Source organism: Rhizobium sp. LARHSG275, assembly GCF_052871115.1.
The window spans coordinates 71,017-86,853 of sequence record NZ_JBIXJN010000008.1 but is presented as its reverse complement, the minus strand read 5'-3'; the positions used below and the strand labels follow the sequence as shown (position 1 = coordinate 86,853).

Genomic DNA, 15,837 nt, shown 5'->3' with positions numbered 1-15,837 from the left:
TGGAAAAACAACCGGGAATATCATGAACGACAGTATCCGCTTCATCCTGAATGGCGAGGACATCACGCTCACCGATGTCAGGCCAACCGAGACGCTTCTCGATTTTCTGCGGTTGAAGCGGCGGCTGACGGGCACCAAGGAAGGATGCGCGGAAGGCGATTGCGGCGCCTGCACCGTGCTCGTCGGCCGGCTGGCCGATGGCAAGCTTACCTATGAATCGGTCAATGCCTGTATCCGTTTCATGGGCTCCTTACACGCTACGCATGTGGTGACGGTGGAGAATCTGGCCGGCAGAGACGGCGCGCTGCATCCGGTGCAGCAGGCATTGGTCGATTGCCACGGCTCGCAATGCGGCTTCTGTACCCCTGGTTTCGTCATGTCGCTTTACGGTCTCTGGCTCGCCAAGGAAAAGCCCAGCCGCCAGGAAATCGAAAAGGCACTGCAAGGCAATCTCTGTCGCTGCACCGGCTATGAGCCGATCGTCAGGGCCGCCGAGCAGGTAAGCATGATGCGGCCGAGCACGCTCTTCGATCCATTGCAGCGGACGCGTTCAGAAATCGTCGCCCGGCTCTGGGCGATGCAGGCGAGCGGCACCATCAGCATTACGAATGGCGAAGACCGGCTGATCGTACCGGCTTCCATGGAGGCGCTGGCAGGAATCCTTTCGCAGGAACCCGACGCGACCATCGTCGCCGGCGCGACCGATGTCGGCCTCTGGGTGACGAAGCAGATGCGCAGGCTGAGCCCGGTGGTTTTCATCAATCACCTCAGCGAATTGCAGTCGGTCACGGAAGGCGAAGACGGCATCACCGTCGGCGCCGGCGTCAGCTACACCAAGGCCTTCGAGGCAACCTCCAAGAAAATCCCGGCGCTCGGGCGGCTGATCGATCGCATCGGCGGCGAGCAAGTGCGCAACATGGGCACGATCGGCGGCAACATCGCCAACGGCTCGCCGATCGGCGACAGCCCGCCGCCGCTGATCGCGCTCGGCGCGACGCTGACGCTGCGCTCCGCAAACGGCACGCGCACGCTGCCGCTCGAGGATTTCTTCATCGCCTATGGCAAGCAGGACCGGAAACCCGGCGAATTCGTCGAAAGCGTTTACGTGCCCTATCCCAAGGGAACCAGCCGCTTTGCCGCCTACAAGATCACCAAGCGCCGCGACGAGGACATCACCGCCGTGCTCGGCGCTTTCCTGTTGACCCTTGACGAGGCCGAGATGATCACCGACATCCGCATCGCCTTCGGCGGCATGGCGGCGACGCCGAAACGCGCCCGCACGGTGGAAGCCGAACTGATCGGCAAACCATGGACGGAAGCGACGATCGAGGCAGCCCGCCCCGCCTTCGACGCCGATTACCAGCCGCTGACCGACTGGCGTGCCACGGCGGAATACCGCCAGCTGACGGCGAAGAACCTGTTGACGCGGTTCTATCTTGAGACCGTCGGCGCGCCGGCGGAGCTGAAGCGGTTCGAGGAGTTGGCGTGATGAAAAAAGCGACCGTAAGCGCCAGCCGCCCCCCTCATCCGCCTGCCGGCACCTTCTCCCCGCTGGGGAGAAGAGACATGCCGCAGGGCCAGCGCCAAACCATCAAGGCTGAATTTTCGCTGAGACAGCACCACGTGCTCCTCTCTCTTCTCCCCAGCGGGGAGAAGGAGCCCGTAGGGCGGATGAGGGGGGCGAGCGGCATTAGGCCGCTAGCGCCGGGAGCACCGGCGATGGGCAACCTTTCGGCAGGGAGGCGCTAATGGATAAGTCCACCTTCGAAGACCGTAAGCTTAACATATCAGGCCCGATGCACGGCTCGCTGCGGCATGATTCAGCGCATAAGCATGTCACCGGAACCGCCGATTATATCGACGATATTCCGGAACCCGCAGGTCTGTTGCATGGCGCCCTCGGCCTCTCCGACCGGGCGCATGCCGAAATCCTCAGCATCGACCTTTCTGCGGTCGCCGCGCATCCCGGCGTCGTCTGGGTCTTCACCGGCAAGGATGTCCCTGGCGTCAACGACGTCAGCTCCAACGGCAGCCATGACGAGCCGCTGCTGGCCGAAACTTTAGTTCAGTTCCATGGCCAGCCAATCTTTGCCGTCATCGCCGAGACGCGTGATGCCGCCCGCCGTGCCGCACTGCTGGCAAAGGTAGACTATCGCGACCTGCCGCATTGGAGCGACATTGACGGCGCGCTCGCCAATGGCGGCCCGCTCGTCATCACGCCGATGACGCTCCGGCGCGGCGAGCCTGATACGGAAATGACGAATGCCGCCATGCGCCTGAAAGGTCAGATGCGCATCGGCGGGCAGGAGCATTTTTACCTCGAAGGCCATATCGCTGTGGCCATCCCCGGCGAGGACGACGAGGTCACCGTCTGGTCCTCGACGCAGCATCCGAGCGAGATCCAGCACATTGTCGGCCACGTGCTCGATATTCCCTCGAACGCCGTGACCGTCAACGTGCGCCGCATGGGCGGCGGCTTCGGCGGCAAGGAGACCCAGGGAAATCAGTTCGCAGCGCTTGCCGCCATCGCCGCCAAGAAGCTCGGCCGCGCGGTCAAATTCCGTCCGGACCGCGACGAGGATATGAGCGCCACCGGCAAGCGCCATGATTTCCTCGTCGATTATGAGCTCGGCTTCGACGCCGAAGGCCGTATCCACGCGGTCGACGCGACCTATGCGGCGCGCTGCGGCTTCTCCTCGGACCTCTCGGGACCGGTGACGGACCGTGCCCTCTTCCATGCCGATTCCAGCTATTTCTATCCGCATGTGCATCTGACCTCGAAGCCGCTGAAGACGCATACCGTCTCCAACACCGCCTTTCGCGGCTTCGGCGGGCCGCAGGGCATGCTCGGCGCCGAACGCTTCATCGAGGAGATCGCCTATGCGGTCGGCAAGGATCCGCTTGATGTCCGCAAGCTGAATTTCTACGGCCAGCCGGGCTCCGGGCGCACCCTCACCCCCTACCACCAGGAGGTCGAGGACAATATCATCGCCCGCGTCGTCGAGGAGTTGGAGGAAACGGCTGAATACCAGGCACGGCGCAACGCCATCATCGCCTTCAACCGCGACAGCCGCTATATCAGAAAGGGCATCGCGCTGACGCCGGTGAAATTCGGCATCTCCTTCACCATGACAGCCTTCAACCAGGCCGGCGCCCTCGTCCACATCTACCAGGACGGCTCGATCCACCTGAACCATGGCGGCACCGAAATGGGCCAGGGCCTCTACACCAAGGTGGCGCAGGTGCTGGCCGACAGCTTCCAGGTCGATATCGACAGGGTGAAGATCACCGCGACGACGACGGCTAAGGTGCCGAACACTTCGGCCACTGCCGCCTCCTCCGGCTCGGACTTGAACGGCATGGCCGCCTATGACGCCGCCCGCCAGATCAAGGAACGGCTGGTGGCCTTTGCCGCCGAGAAATGGGATGTTGGGGCCGCCGACGTCGCCTTCCTGCCGAACCGCGTGCGCGTCGGCGAGATCGAGATCCCCTTCCCCGATTTCATCAAGCAGGCCTATTTCGCCCGCGTCCAGCTTTCCGCCGCCGGCTTCTACAAGACGCCGAAGATCCACTGGGACCGCAAGGCCGGCCGCGGCACACCCTTCTATTATTTCGCCTACGGCGCCTCCTGCACCGAGGTGTCGATCGATACGTTGACCGGCGAATATCTGATCGACCGCACCGACATCCTCCACGATGTCGGCCGCTCGCTGAACCCGGCGATCGATATGGGCCAGGTCGAAGGCGGCTTCGTGCAGGGCCTGGGCTGGCTGACGACGGAAGAACTCTGGTGGGACGACAAGGGCCGGCTGCGCACCCATGCCCCCTCGACCTACAAGATCCCGCTCGCTTCCGACCGCCCGAAGATCTTCAACGTGCGCCTTGCCGAATGGTCCGAGAACACTGAGGCCACCATCGGCCGCTCCAAGGCCGTCGGAGAGCCGCCCTTGATGCTGGCGATCTCGGTGCTGGAAGCGCTGTCGATGGCGGTAGCAAGTGTGGCCAACTACAAGGTCTGCCCAAGGCTCGACGCCCCGGCGACGCCGGAGAGGGTGCTGATGGCGGTCGAGCGGATGAAGGCCAAGGCGTAACGACACACAACCCGATGTCACAGCAAGATGAACCTGACATCACGAAAAGGCGGCCGGGCAAAACCGGCTAGGCGCAGGCTGCGGAGGAACGAAACCGAGGAAGAATATCGGCTCTGGGGGAATCTGCGAGACCGGCGGCTGAATGGATATAAATTTGCGCGACAAGTCCCACTCGGGACCTACATCGTCGATTTTCTGTGTCGGGAAGAACGGCTGATTGTCAAAATCGATGGGTTTCATCATCCTGGAGACTTGCCTGACGAAGCACGAACCGTGTGGCTGAATGGTGCTGGATATTCCGTCCTGCGTTTTTGGAACCATGAAATAACCAAAGAACGAAGAGCAGTCCTTGAAACGATCCTTACCGCACTTGAAAGGCGGATATTCCAGCGAGATGATATTCTTCGCTTCTATCCTGCGATCGTTCGTCCCGAGGATGTGAAACCGTGATGCGCTTGAACCACACCCCCTCATCCGACCCTACGGGCCACCTTCTCCCCGGTGGGGAGAAGAGGGAGCGACACGTATATGCCTTGTCAAAGCAATCCGCCACCGTACCAGAAGACACCACACGTAAGAGCGCAGATAGGATCGTTGAGAGCGCCGCATGCTCCCTCTTCTCCCCAGCGGGGAGAAGATGGCCCGTAGGGTCGGATGAGGGGGTTTTTCCGCCATACTCCCAAGGTCGCGGGATTATCCACCCATGACCGACATTCCCCCTTTCCTCGCCGCCCACCCGGACTGCATCCTCGTCGATATCACCGGCACGCAGGGCTCCACCCCGCGTGAGGCCGGCACCTTCATGCTCGTCTCGGCTGAAGCCCTATGGGGCACGATCGGCGGAGGGCAGCTCGAGTTCATGGCGATCGCGAATGCGCGGAACATGCTCGCGGGAACCGGCGGAATGGCGCAGATGGATATCCCGCTCGGACCTGGCATCGGTCAGTGCTGCGGTGGGCGTACACAGTTGCGATTTCGCCGGGTGACGCAGGAGGTTGCTGAAGAAATCGAGGCCAGGCTAACCAGTGAGGTCGAGCGTCTGCCGGAGGTCTATCTCTTCGGTGCCGGCCATGTCGGCCGGGCGCTGGCAACAGCCCTTGCGCCGCTGCCGCTGTCGGTGACGGTCGTCGAGACGCGGCGGGAGGAACTCGCCAACCTGCCTTCCGAGACGAGGACGCGGCTCATGCCGATGCCGGAAGCACTGGTGAAGGATATTCCGGCCGGCGGCGCGGTCGTCATCCTGACGCACGATCACGCGCTGGATTTCCTTATCGCCCGCGAAGCGCTGGAAAGACCGGATCTCGCCTATACCGGCATGATCGGCTCGGCCACCAAGCGCGCCACCTTCGCAAGCTGGCTTTCCCGTGAAGGCGGCGGAGAGCCCGGCTGGATGGAGCGGCTGACGCTGCCGATCGGCGGCGCGGCAGTCAGGGACAAGCGCCCTGAGGTGATCGCCGCCATGACCGCCGCCGAGATCCTGACGGCGCTCGGCGCCTACCGCATGCGTTCGTCTTCGTAGTAGGGATCGCGTCCGTCGAGGAAACCGAGATCGCGCTTGACGCGATCGGGCGCCGCATTGAGATCGAGCCGGGGTAGACGGCGGAAACGATCAGCGCCGCTTGCCAGCCAGCCGGCAAGACGCCGGAAAATCTGGATTCTCTGCTGCGGCCGGCCCTCTTCGATAACATGGCAGTCCATGAGATCACCTCGATAGATTGATGGTATGAGTTGCAGTTTGCCGCCAAAAATGCTGCAATTCCAATCGAACGACCGTCTGCCTGCATCAAGAGAACTTATCCATGAAACTGTCGAAGCAATTCCCGCTGAATGCGCTGCGCGTCTTCGAGGCCGCTGCCCGGCTTGGAAGTTTTACCAAGGCAGGCGATGAACTCGGCATGACGCAGACGGCCGTCAGCTATCAGATCAAGCTATTGGAGGAGAATGTTGGCGAGCCGCTCTTCCTGCGCCGTCCCCGCCAGATCGCACTGACGGAGACCGGTGAGCGGCTGGCGCCGAAGGTGACCGAAGCCTTTGCCATGCTGCACGACGCGATGGCGACGGCGCGCGACAGCGTCGAAGGCACGCTCGCGATCAGTTCGACCCATACCTTCGCCTCGAAATGGCTGGCGCCGCGCCTCGGCTCCTTCCACTTGAAGCATCCGGCAATCGCGGTGCGCTTTCAGGCGAGCTCTGACATCATCGACTTCGCCCGCGAGCAGATCGACGTCGGCATCCGCTGGGGCGACGGCAACTGGCCGGGGCTGACGCTGCACCGACTGATGGGTCTGGAGTTCACGCCGATGCTGAGCCCGAAGCTGGCGGAGACGGCAGGCGGCATCAGGGAGCCGCGCGATCTCCTGAAGTTCGATCTCTTCGACGCCGGCGACATCTGGTGGAAACAATGGTTCGAGGCAGCAGGCGTCACCGAGACTGATCTCGATCGGCGCCCGCGCAACCAGCTCGGCTCGCAGGCAGTGGAAGCTGACGCGGCAATCGCCGGCCATGGCGTCGCCATCCTTCATCCTTCCTTCTATGCCGCCGAGATCGCGCTCGGCCGGCTCTATCAGCCCTTCGAACTGACCCGCAGCGACGGCAAGGCCTACTGGCTCGTCTACCCCGAAAACCGTCGCAACGTGCCGAAGATCAAGGCTTTCCGCAACTGGATCCTTGAGGAGATGAAGGCAGCCGGAAATTAGAGCATCGCACGCCGGACCCGTTTCATGAGCTGGGTCCGGTCCTGCGGTCCCGCCTTCAATATCCCATCTCCGGCGCGTAGAAACAGCGCGGCGTATCCTCGTTCGGGAACAGACAGAGATGATAGTCGTTGTCACCGGATTGCATCGCCTTCGTCATCGGCAGCAGGAAGACATGAGCATGCGTGACCATCCGGTGGTCGCCCGGCAGCAGCGTCACACGATATCCGCCTGGCGTCACTGCCACGCTTTTCGATGGGATCATCTGGCAATCGCCATTATGACTGTCGCCGTTACAACAATAGGGGTCGTAACTCCACCCCGAGGGTGCGTCGTGAGCCGTCGCCAACGACGCATAGGCAATCATCACACACGTCAGAATACTGCGCATCGGCATCTTCTCCGTCGATGAATGCGCCGCCGATGATCTAACGGTTCTTATTTTATTCCGGCGGCCTGCAAAAATAACTGTAATCGAGTCGTCGCAGTTCAAGATCTGCTGAATTAGCAGATTCAGTATAAGTAAGAGATAATGCACAGCCTTCTCGGCAGCTTTTAGGCACGCGACAGAAGATCGGTGATCCGACCGCGATCGGTAACTTCGGCAAAACGGCCGAAGATCTCGACGGGCGCGGCGATTCTGCCATTGCTCCTTGGCCGCGCCGGTCGTTGCGCGTGTGCAGTTCTTCAATCTCCTCTTCCCTCCCCGCCAAAATTTCCGCAATGTCACGAGTCGGAGGAAGATAGGGGAACTCGATGTATGAATATGCCATAGCATGGGAATGGCTCGCCTTCGCGGCGCGTTGGTTCCATGTCATTACCGCGATCGCCTGGATCGGATCGTCCTTCTATTTCATCGCGCTCGATCTCGGACTGGTGAAGCGCCCACATCTGCCAGCCGGAGCCTATGGCGAGGAATGGCAGGTCCATGGCGGCGGCTTCTATCATATCCAGAAATATCTGGTGGCGCCCGTCCAGATGCCGGAGCACCTGACCTGGTTTAAATACGAGAGTTATTTCACCTGGATTTCCGGTTTTTTGATGCTGTGCATCGTCTATTACGGAGGCGCCGACCTCTTACTGATCGACCGGCACGTGCTCGATATCAGCCCGCCCGTCGCGATCCTGATCTCGCTGGCGTCGCTGGCGCTCGGCTGGATCGTCTACGATCGGCTCTGCAAGTCGCCGCTCGGGCGGAACACCTGGGGACTGATGGCGGTGCTCTACGTCGTGCTCGTCTTCATGGCCTGGGGCTATACGCAGCTTTTCACCGGCCGTGCCGCCTTCCTGCATCTCGGCGCCTTCACCGCGACGATCATGTCGGCCAACGTCTTCATGATCATCATTCCGAACCAGAAGATCGTCGTCGCCGACCTCATCGCCGGACGGGTTCCCGATCCCAAATACGGGCAGGTCGCCAAGCAGCGTTCGCTACACAATAACTACCTGACGCTGCCCGTCATCTTCTTCATGCTGTCGAACCATTATCCGCTCTCCTTCGGTACTCAGTTCAATTGGGTGATCGCGGCCCTGGTCTTCCTGATGGGCGTCACCATCCGCCACTGGTTCAACACGACGCATGCGAGGAAGGGCCGGCCGACCTGGACCTGGATCGTCACCGTGATCCTTTTCATCCTGATCATGTGGCTTTCGACTGTGCCGAAGCTGCTAACCGGCGAAACGGATGCCGCAGCGGTCGCGCCTGCCTTCCAGCAATTCGCCGGCGATCCGCACTTCCCCGCCGTCAAGCAACTGGTCTCGACGCGCTGTTCCATGTGCCATGCAGCCGAGCCGGTCTATGAGGGCATTGTGCGGCCGCCGAAGGGCGTGATGCTCGAAAACGACGCGCAAATCGCCGCCCATGCCCGCGAGATCTATATACAGGCGGGCCGCAGCCATGCCATGCCGCCCGGCAACATCACCGACATCACGCCGGATGAACGCAAGCTGCTCGTCGCCTGGTTCGAGAGCGCAGTCGAAGGCAAGACACAATGACGACGACACTCCTGCGCGGCCGCCTGCTTTCCTTCCATCGCGCGCCGCTAAGCCTTACCGACAGCCAAAGCTATCTCTTCGAGGAGGATGGCGGCCTGCTGATCGAGAATGGGCTGATCGCGGCAATCGGCGCCTATGCCGACGTCAAGGCAAAAGCAGCCGGGGACGCAGCCGAGATCGACCATCGCCCGCATCTGATCATGCCCGGCTTCATCGACATGCACCTGCATTTTCCGCAAATGCAGGTGATTGCCTCCTATGCGGCCAACCTGCTCGAATGGCTGAACACCTACACCTTTCCCGAGGAATGCCGATTCGTTGAAAGCGCGCATGCCGAAAGGATCGCCACGCATTTCTACGACGAGTTGATCCGCCATGGGACGACGACGGCGGTCGCTTATTGCTCCGTGCACAAGACCTCGGCCGACGCCTTTTTCGCCGAGGCGCTGAAGCGCAATATGCGCATGGTCGGCGGCAAGGTAATGATGGACCGCAATGCCCCGCAGGGCCTGCTCGACACGCCCGAGATGGGCTATGACGAGACCCGACAGGTGATATCGGACTGGCACGGCAAGGGCCGCAACCACGTCGCCATCACCCCGCGCTTTGCCATCACCTCGACACCAGCGCAGATGGAAGCAACATCAGCCCTCGCCCGCGAATTTCCCGAACTGCACATCCAGACGCATCTTTCGGAAAATCACGACGAGATCAAATTCACCTGCGAACTCTATCCCGACGCGCTCGACTATACCGACATCTACGCCCGCTACGGCCTGCTCGGGCCGAAAAGCCTCTTCGGCCACGCCATCCACCTGTCCGAGCGCGAAGCCGATGTGATGAGCGAGACAGGCGCCGTCGCCGTTCACTGCCCAACCTCGAACCTCTTCCTCGGCTCAGGCCTGTTTCCGCTGAAGGCGCTGGCGCGGCGGGAAAAGCCGGTCCGTATCGGCGTGGCGACCGATATCGGCGGCGGTTCCAGCTATTCGATGCTGCGGACGATGGATGAGGCCTACAAGATCCAGCAGTTGCTCGGCGAACGGCTGAACCCGCTGGAAAGCTATTATCTGATGACCCGCGGCAATGCCGAGGCGCTGTCGCTGGCGGACCGGATCGGTACGCTGGAACCCGGCACAGAGGCCGATCTCGTCGTTCTCGATGCAACGGCGACACCCGCCATGGCGCTGAAGATGGAAGTGGTGAAGACGCTGCCCGAGGAACTCTTCCTGCTGCAGACGATGGGCGACGATCGGGCGATCGCCGAGACCTATGTGGCCGGTGTTGCGTTAAAGGCGCAGCTTTGCTGACACGCCTGTTACTCTCGGATTCGAACCGCGAAATGCAGCCGGCGCGGCCCCAATTTCCCGTAACCCTCCGGCGAAATTCATGTTATGGCCCATGGCTGCATTCAGATGTGAAGGTTCAATTCATGGCCAATCCGCTCACCATCGCCGACCTGAAAAAGCTCGCACAGCGCCGTGTGCCGAAGATGTTTTTCGACTATGCGGATTCGGGCGCCTGGACGGAATCGACCTATGCAGCCAACGAGAGCGATTTCAGCCACATCAAGCTGCGCCAGCGGGTGATGGTCGACATGACCGACCGCACGCTGGCAACGACGATGATCGGCCAGAAAGTGTCGATGCCGGTGGCCCTGGCGCCAACCGGCCTGACCGGCATGCAGCATGCCGACGGCGAGATGCTGGCGGCACGTGCCGCCGAGGAGTTCGGCGTTCCCTTCACGCTTTCGACGATGAGCATCTGCTCGATCGAGGACGTGGCGTCAGCGACGACGCGCCCTTTCTGGTTCCAGCTCTATGTGATGAGGGACAAGGATTTCGTCCTCAACCTCATCAATCGCGCCAAGGCGGCCGGATGCTCGGCGCTGGTGCTGACCGCCGATCTGCAGATCCTCGGCCAGCGGCATAAAGACCTGCGCAACGGCCTGTCGGCACCGCCGAAATTCACCCCGAAACATGTCTGGCAGATGGCGACCCGGCCTTTCTGGTGCCTGGACATGCTGCAGACCAAGCGCCGCAGCTTCGGCAATATCGTCGGCCATGCAAAAAATGTCACCAATATCGCCTCGCTCTCCGCATGGACACACGAGCAGTTCGACCCGCGGCTGTCCTGGGCCGATGTCGCCTGGATCAAGGAACAATGGGGCGGCCCGCTGATCATCAAGGGCATACTCGATCCGGAGGATGCGAAGGCGGCCGCCGACACCGGCGCCGATGCGATCGTCGTCTCCAATCATGGCGGGCGTCAGCTTGACGGCGCCCCCTCCTCGATCAGCACACTGCCGAAGATCGTCGACGCCGTCGGCGACCGTATCGAGGTCCATCTCGACGGCGGCATCCGCTCCGGCCAGGACGTGCTGAAGGCCGTGGCGCTCGGCGCCAAGGGCACCTACATTGGCCGCCCCTTCCTTTATGGTCTCGGCGCCATGGGCAAGGAAGGCGTATCGTTGGCGCTCGGCATCATCCGCAAGGAGATGGACATCACCATGGCACTCTGCGGCAAGCGCGACATCAATGACGTGAATTCGTCGATCATCGACGGGCGGCAGTGACCTGCTTGAGAAGCCAGCCTAGAAGAGTCACGACCGCATGCGATTCAGCATAGCGGCAGGCTGTCGCTTGCATCGAGCAGAAGGATCGCGAAAATCACGAGACAGGCGGCGAGTGCAAAACGCTGCCGCCAGACGATACGGCGCGATCCGGCAATCCGCTTCTCCAGGCCAGTCGGCGTCTTCTCAGGCTTGCGAAGCTGCATCCTGGACAGCAGGTCGTCGACGGCGGCAAGACCGGCGGCCTCGGTCTCGTGGCTCGACGCGAAACGAAACAGCAGCGCATCGAAGAGAAGATGGACCGCCAGCGCAAGGACAATCACGCAGAAAACGAGGATCGAAAGCCAGCCGAGCGATGGAGCGAAGCCTCGATATCCCACGGCGATCGGGCCGGCAACCAGTGGCAGCAGCGCTATCAGCCCGCAGAAGATCGAATTGCGGCCGAGATTTCGCGCTGCCGCCAAGGCCGCGGCATTCCACTGCGTCATTGCAAGCCCTCCGTCACGGCGTGGATACTTTCTGCGGGCAGATGAATACGCCGCCCCGCCCGTTCGATCAGCCGCACTGCTTCGGCTGGATCTTCGCAACGTCGGCTGATGAGCAGCCAACCCACGATGACGCAGGCGCTCCGCTGGAAGCCCAACGCACAGCAGACGAGAACCGGTCCCTGCTGGCGCGCAATCTCGATGAGGTTTGCCGCGGCGAGCGCCTGGATCTTGTCGATGGCTGTAAGATCAAGGGTCGGAAAGCTGCACCAGCGCGCGAGCGTCCCGCTCGGGCGCTGAAGTTCGCCGGTCATGTCGATCACCGTGGCAAAACGGTTGGCCTCGTGGCGACGCGGAAAACGACCGAGATGGACGCCGTCGGCGATCGCCACAGAAGCCGGCATTCTCCGGGTCCAGAGCCGAATATTGATGAGAGCGCCGAGCCGGTAAGGTGCCAGCAGCCAGCGGCCGGCAAGCGTTGCCCGGCCATCGACGCGTTTCTGGAATATCTGCGGGCCGGCGCCGAAATATCCGAGTGCGACGATCGCCAGCGCAACAGCCGGCCAGAGCAACAACAGGGCTGCCGCCGATAGAGGAGTGAAGAGCGCCGCAAGGCCGAGAAATGCGACGGCACCACATAGATAATAGATGCCGAGACGGCGCGACTTTGGATCGCCGCTCATCGCAAAATTCGCAAGAGGCGAACCGGCATCGCGCGGAAAAAGCCAGGCGGCAAAAAAGCCGAGCAGCATGCCGGTCGGTATGTCGATGACGTGATGCTGCCACGTGGTCAGCACGGAGGCACCGATCAGGAAGCACCAGAGGTGCCAAAGGAAGCGTACCTTGTGCGGCAACCGGCCGCGCAGATGGTCCCAGATCACCACCAGGAGCGCGATATGCAGCGACGGCGCCTGGTTGAACGGCTTATCGAAGCCGCCGAGCACGGCAAACATGAAACCAGGCAGGCCGCTCGTTGCCGGCCGCACGAAGGTCGCTTCGAGCGGAAACGCGACAAAGCAGGCGACGGCTATTATTTGGATCGTCAGATAACGCCTCGCCAGCCTATCCACATCGCGCGGCGTCGTGTTGATGAACAGGCAGAGTGCATAGAATAGATTGATCGACCAATAGGGAATGATCGTCCACCCGAGGAAAGGAATGGCGCTTTCCCATGCGAAGGCGACGTTCGGCACGTCAGCGCGCTGCGAAGCCAGCCAATTGGCGCCGCCATAGCTGAGATAGAAGAACGGCGCTAGGAAGGCGAGCCAGAGCGCCGCCCGCTTCGGGACCGGTGTTCCCTGGGAAAAAGTAGAACGTGCCTTCTCCACCCTTTGCCCTCAAACTCTCTCGGCCAGCGAGACCGTGAAAATGCCCCACTGGTCGATGCGCTGTTCGATCTTGCGGAAACCGGCTGTCGCGACCAACTGGTCCATTTCCTCTTGCGTCCGCCGCCGCATCACCCATGCCTCGCCGCCGCGATGAGAGGTCAGGGCGCGGGCGATCATCTCCAGTTGCGGATGCCATGGCTGGTTGGTGTAGACCAGCAGGCCACCGGGCCGCATCGCGCGGGCCATCCCGCCGAGCGAAGCGGCGATCATCGCATTGTCGGAAAACAGCTCGTAAAGGCCGGAGACAATCGCGAGATCTGGAGCCGGCGTGATTGCAGCCAGCCCTTCGCCGTCAAAGGCATCCTGCTGGCGGAAACTGACGAAATCGCCCAGTCCCCGCGCGGCGATGCTGTTGCGGCCGGCATCGACATTGACGGGGGAATAGTCCTGCAACCGCGCACTATCGGGACGCGCGGCAGCGGTCTCGATTGCATCAAGGACATAGCGGCCGTGCCCGGCCGCTATGTCGAGTATATGAGTACTGCGGCCGGCTGCTTTCAGGTGCAGCAGCCCGCGGTCGATTAGTTCCTGCAAATGCAACTTGCGCTGCCTGATGCCGCGCCAGCCGATCGCCTCGAGGAACACCTTGTCGATCAACCGCCCGCCGGGACCGAGCCCGCGCGGCCTGTTCTCGTAGACGTAATCGAGCGTCGAGCCGGAATCAAAACCGGTCTTGACCCCGGTCTTTATGCCTTCGGACACCAGCGCCCCGAGCCTGATGTTGAGACGGCTGAGCGCCCAGTAGATGCCGCGTGGAGATGTGGCATCCAGAGGGCTCGCAAGCCGGTCGGCCTCATCCTTGGTATAGCCCTGGATATGGGCGGTGCGAAGGTCGACAGGCGCCCGAGGCTCGGCGAAACGTGCATCGATAAAACGGCGGATCTCGGCGAGCGCAATTGCGCGGTCCTTTTCGCCAAGCGTGTCATGGTAGAAGCCGGCAAGCACATGCCGTTCCTTGATTCGGCTGCCGAGGTTTTCGTAGAACCGGTGCTGCGGTGCCTGTCGCACCACCCAGTCGCTCCCCGAGATCAGCATTTGGGTTGGAACCGTAATGGCGCGGGCGTCGCCGACGACGCGGGCCGCCGCCTCATAGAGCTGCAACAGGACGTTGGAGGCAATCGGCCGGGAGATCAATGGGTCGGATTCATACGAGGCGATCCGCTCGGGATCATGCGTCAGAAACCTCGCCTTGACATAGGAGTTAACGAAGAATGTCCCCTTGAGCTTTTCCCAGAGCGCAATGCCTTCCTTGGCAAAAGGCACGTAGAGTTTGACGCTGAAGGCTGGGGAGGCCAGCACGAGCGCACGGATTGGCGGCGCATAGTCGTGCACCCAGGTGGTGGCCAGAACCGCGCCGACGCTCTGTGCAATGACGGCGATGTCTTCGACTGAAACACCGCTTGTCTCTCTGACATGGCGAACGAAGCAATCAAGATCATGCGCCGAGGCCGCAAAGGATGGCGAATAGCCGCGCTCTCCCGGCGAACGCCCGTGGCCGCGTGCGTCCCAGGCGTAGAAGGCAAAATCATCGAGGCCGAGCTCGGTGGCGAGATGGGCGACGCGGCCGCCATGCTCGTGGCCGCGATGGAGAAGAATGACTGCGCCCTTCGGGGAAGCCCCGGTCGCGGGCCACATCCGGTAAAACAGTCGAGTACCGTCATGCGAAGCGAATTCGGATTCACGCATTGGTCTGGCCGTCGAGGACGGTTGCTCGCTATCGGCAGTTTGCAGCACGGTCTTCTCCAATTCTGATAGGTGGATAGATTTCATCCATTGGCGAGCACAGTGATTTGCTTTCATTGCAAAAGTCTAGTTGCAAATGTAAGTCCTATGCGTGAACCGATATAAAGTGCGGGCTTCCTCACAGCTACGACGATCTTCACTGCCCGAGCCGAGATAGACTGATCAAACGCCACGATATTCCACTGAGGTCGCATGTCTGTTTATCAATTGAAGTCCCGGTTTCAGAATATTCTTCGCCCTCTCGTGCGCTCCCTCGCGGCGCGAGGCGTCACCGCCAATCAGGTGACTTCAGTTGCCGCCGCCGTCTCGGTTGCATTGGGCCTTTTTCTGAGCGTCGCCCGGCTTCCGCATTGGTTCCTGCTGGTGCCTATATGGTTTCTCCTGCGCATGGGCCTCAACGCCATTGACGGCATGCTTGCGCGCGAACATGGGCAGAAGAGCATTTTAGGCGCGTATCTGAACGAGATCGGTGATGTCGTGTCGGATGTCGCCCTGTATTTGCCGTTCGCGCTCATCGATCCGAGCGGCTTGATGCCGGCGATATCAGTCATATTCCTCTCGGCGCTGACGGAATTTACCGGCGTTCTGGGTCAAACGGTCGGCGCAAGCCGGCGTTACGACGGGCCGCTGGGCAAAAGCGACCGTGCGGTGCTTTTCGGCGCGCTCGGCACCTTTGTCGCGGTCGGTGGGACGTTTGCAGCATGGACATCGTGGCTTTGGGCGGTGGTGGCTTTACTTCTCATATGGACGATCATCAATCGCATCAGCGCCGGTATTCGCGAGGCCCACACAGCCACCCGGTAGCGAGCCGAGCCGATCTGCCGCCGCTTCACTGCCGCCAGCCGGAGCTCATGAAATGTCTCGGTTGATCGA

At 61.6% G+C, this 15,837-nt stretch carries 13 protein-coding genes and 1 pseudogene; 9 read left to right on the top strand and 5 right to left on the bottom strand.

All coding sequences use genetic code 11. From position 1 onward, the window contains the following. Window positions 1-22: 22 nt before the first annotated feature. From xdhA to xdhC, 4 genes and pseudogenes are all read left to right on the top strand, one after another. Entirely contained in the window at window positions 23-1,489 is a 1,467-nt protein-coding gene (gene xdhA / locus ACIPSK_RS12525; protein ID WP_162116464.1) for a xanthine dehydrogenase small subunit, read from the top strand. Window positions 1,490-1,748: 259 nt separating this feature from the next. Next, window positions 1,749-4,091 carry a xanthine dehydrogenase molybdopterin binding subunit gene (gene xdhB / locus ACIPSK_RS12520; protein WP_162116463.1) on the top strand — a complete coding sequence of 781 codons (2,343 nt, stop codon included), beginning with the start codon at window positions 1,749-1,751 and terminating at the stop codon, window positions 4,089-4,091. Continuing rightward, window positions 4,046-4,541 (top strand): annotated as a pseudogene (locus tag ACIPSK_RS12515) (endonuclease domain-containing protein); the annotation flags it as partial. The gene xdhB and the pseudogene ACIPSK_RS12515, both read left to right, overlap by 46 nt. Before the next feature lie 253 nt (window positions 4,542-4,794). Beyond that, window positions 4,795-5,610, top strand: coding sequence for a xanthine dehydrogenase accessory protein XdhC (gene xdhC, locus ACIPSK_RS12510; protein ID WP_162116462.1), 816 nt, complete (start codon window positions 4,795-4,797; stop codon window positions 5,608-5,610). On the opposite strand, the gene ACIPSK_RS12505 is transcribed toward xdhC, so the two are convergent. Then, window positions 5,586-5,789: a hypothetical protein gene (locus ACIPSK_RS12505; RefSeq protein ID WP_162116461.1), complete on the bottom strand. Its 204-nt coding sequence runs from the start codon at window positions 5,787-5,789 to the stop codon at window positions 5,586-5,588. The genes xdhC and ACIPSK_RS12505 overlap by 25 nt on opposite strands. 101 nt (window positions 5,790-5,890) lie before the next feature. On the opposite strand from ACIPSK_RS12505, the gene gcvA reads away from it, so the two are divergent. Beyond that, the gene (gene gcvA, locus ACIPSK_RS12500; protein WP_017965430.1) at window positions 5,891-6,787 is read left to right on the top strand and encodes a transcriptional regulator GcvA; all 897 of its coding nucleotides are present in this window, start codon (window positions 5,891-5,893) and stop codon (window positions 6,785-6,787) included. Window positions 6,788-6,842: 55 nt separating this feature from the next. On the opposite strand, the gene ACIPSK_RS12495 is transcribed toward gcvA, so the two are convergent. Then, window positions 6,843-7,175 carry a hypothetical protein gene (locus tag ACIPSK_RS12495; protein ID WP_026154268.1) on the bottom strand — a complete coding sequence of 111 codons (333 nt, stop codon included), beginning with the start codon at window positions 7,173-7,175 and terminating at the stop codon, window positions 6,843-6,845. 365 nt (window positions 7,176-7,540) lie between these two features. Here ACIPSK_RS12495 and puuD point away from each other — a divergent pair, with 365 nt between their 5' ends. From puuD to ACIPSK_RS12480, 3 genes are all read left to right on the top strand, one after another. After that, window positions 7,541-8,779, top strand: coding sequence for a urate hydroxylase PuuD (puuD, locus tag ACIPSK_RS12490; protein ID WP_162116460.1), 1,239 nt, complete (start codon window positions 7,541-7,543; stop codon window positions 8,777-8,779). Continuing rightward, entirely contained in the window at window positions 8,776-10,086 is a 1,311-nt protein-coding gene (gene guaD, locus ACIPSK_RS12485; RefSeq protein WP_162116459.1) for a guanine deaminase, read from the top strand. Before puuD ends, guaD begins: the two co-directional genes overlap by 4 nt. 122 nt (window positions 10,087-10,208) lie before the next feature. Beyond that, window positions 10,209-11,351 (top strand): alpha-hydroxy acid oxidase, encoded by a 1,143-nt coding sequence (locus ACIPSK_RS12480; RefSeq protein WP_162116458.1) that lies wholly within the window; start codon window positions 10,209-10,211, stop codon window positions 11,349-11,351. 44 nt (window positions 11,352-11,395) lie between these two features. Here ACIPSK_RS12480 and ACIPSK_RS12475 read toward each other — a convergent pair whose 3' ends face one another. Genes ACIPSK_RS12475 through ACIPSK_RS12465 form a run of 3 tightly spaced genes read right to left on the bottom strand, consistent with a single transcriptional unit; the run spans window position 11,396 to window position 14,955 of the window. Then, on the bottom strand, window positions 11,396-11,836 hold the full coding sequence (locus ACIPSK_RS12475; protein ID WP_162116457.1) for a hypothetical protein: 441 nt from the start codon (window positions 11,834-11,836) through the stop codon (window positions 11,396-11,398). Continuing rightward, window positions 11,833-13,161, bottom strand: a complete 1,329-nt coding sequence (locus ACIPSK_RS12470; RefSeq protein WP_162116456.1) for a phosphatase PAP2/dual specificity phosphatase family protein — start codon at window positions 13,159-13,161, stop codon at window positions 11,833-11,835. Before ACIPSK_RS12470 ends, ACIPSK_RS12475 begins: the two co-directional genes overlap by 4 nt. A 9-nt stretch (window positions 13,162-13,170) precedes the next feature. Next, on the bottom strand, window positions 13,171-14,955 hold the full coding sequence (locus ACIPSK_RS12465) for an alpha/beta fold hydrolase (protein WP_162116455.1): 1,785 nt from the start codon (window positions 14,953-14,955) through the stop codon (window positions 13,171-13,173). A 201-nt stretch (window positions 14,956-15,156) separates the two neighbouring features. On the opposite strand from ACIPSK_RS12465, the gene ACIPSK_RS12460 reads away from it, so the two are divergent. Further along, window positions 15,157-15,768 (top strand): CDP-alcohol phosphatidyltransferase family protein, encoded by a 612-nt coding sequence (locus ACIPSK_RS12460; RefSeq protein WP_162116454.1) that lies wholly within the window; start codon window positions 15,157-15,159, stop codon window positions 15,766-15,768. Window positions 15,769-15,837 lie beyond the last annotated feature (69 nt).

Excerpts from the sequence above, each read along its gene's own strand:
- ACIPSK_RS12480 (WP_162116458.1), top strand. The coding sequence starts at position 10,209 with ATGGCCAATCCGCTCACCATCGCCGACCTGAAAAAGCTCGCACAGCGC.
- ACIPSK_RS12495 (WP_026154268.1), bottom strand. The coding sequence starts at position 7,175 with ATGCGCAGTATTCTGACGTGTGTGATGATTGCCTATGCGTCGTTGGCG.
- guaD (WP_162116459.1), top strand. The coding sequence starts at position 8,776 with ATGACGACGACACTCCTGCGCGGCCGCCTGCTTTCCTTCCATCGCGCG.
- xdhA (WP_162116464.1), top strand. The coding sequence starts at position 23 with ATGAACGACAGTATCCGCTTCATCCTGAATGGCGAGGACATCACGCTC.
- ACIPSK_RS12505 (WP_162116461.1), bottom strand. The coding sequence starts at position 5,789 with ATGGACTGCCATGTTATCGAAGAGGGCCGGCCGCAGCAGAGAATCCAG.
- xdhC (WP_162116462.1), top strand. The coding sequence starts at position 4,795 with ATGACCGACATTCCCCCTTTCCTCGCCGCCCACCCGGACTGCATCCTC.
- xdhB (WP_162116463.1), top strand. The coding sequence starts at position 1,749 with ATGGATAAGTCCACCTTCGAAGACCGTAAGCTTAACATATCAGGCCCG.
- puuD (WP_162116460.1), top strand. The coding sequence starts at position 7,541 with ATGTATGAATATGCCATAGCATGGGAATGGCTCGCCTTCGCGGCGCGT.
- ACIPSK_RS12475 (WP_162116457.1), bottom strand. The coding sequence starts at position 11,836 with ATGACGCAGTGGAATGCCGCGGCCTTGGCGGCAGCGCGAAATCTCGGC.
- ACIPSK_RS12460 (WP_162116454.1), top strand. The coding sequence starts at position 15,157 with ATGTCTGTTTATCAATTGAAGTCCCGGTTTCAGAATATTCTTCGCCCT.
- gcvA (WP_017965430.1), top strand. The coding sequence starts at position 5,891 with ATGAAACTGTCGAAGCAATTCCCGCTGAATGCGCTGCGCGTCTTCGAG.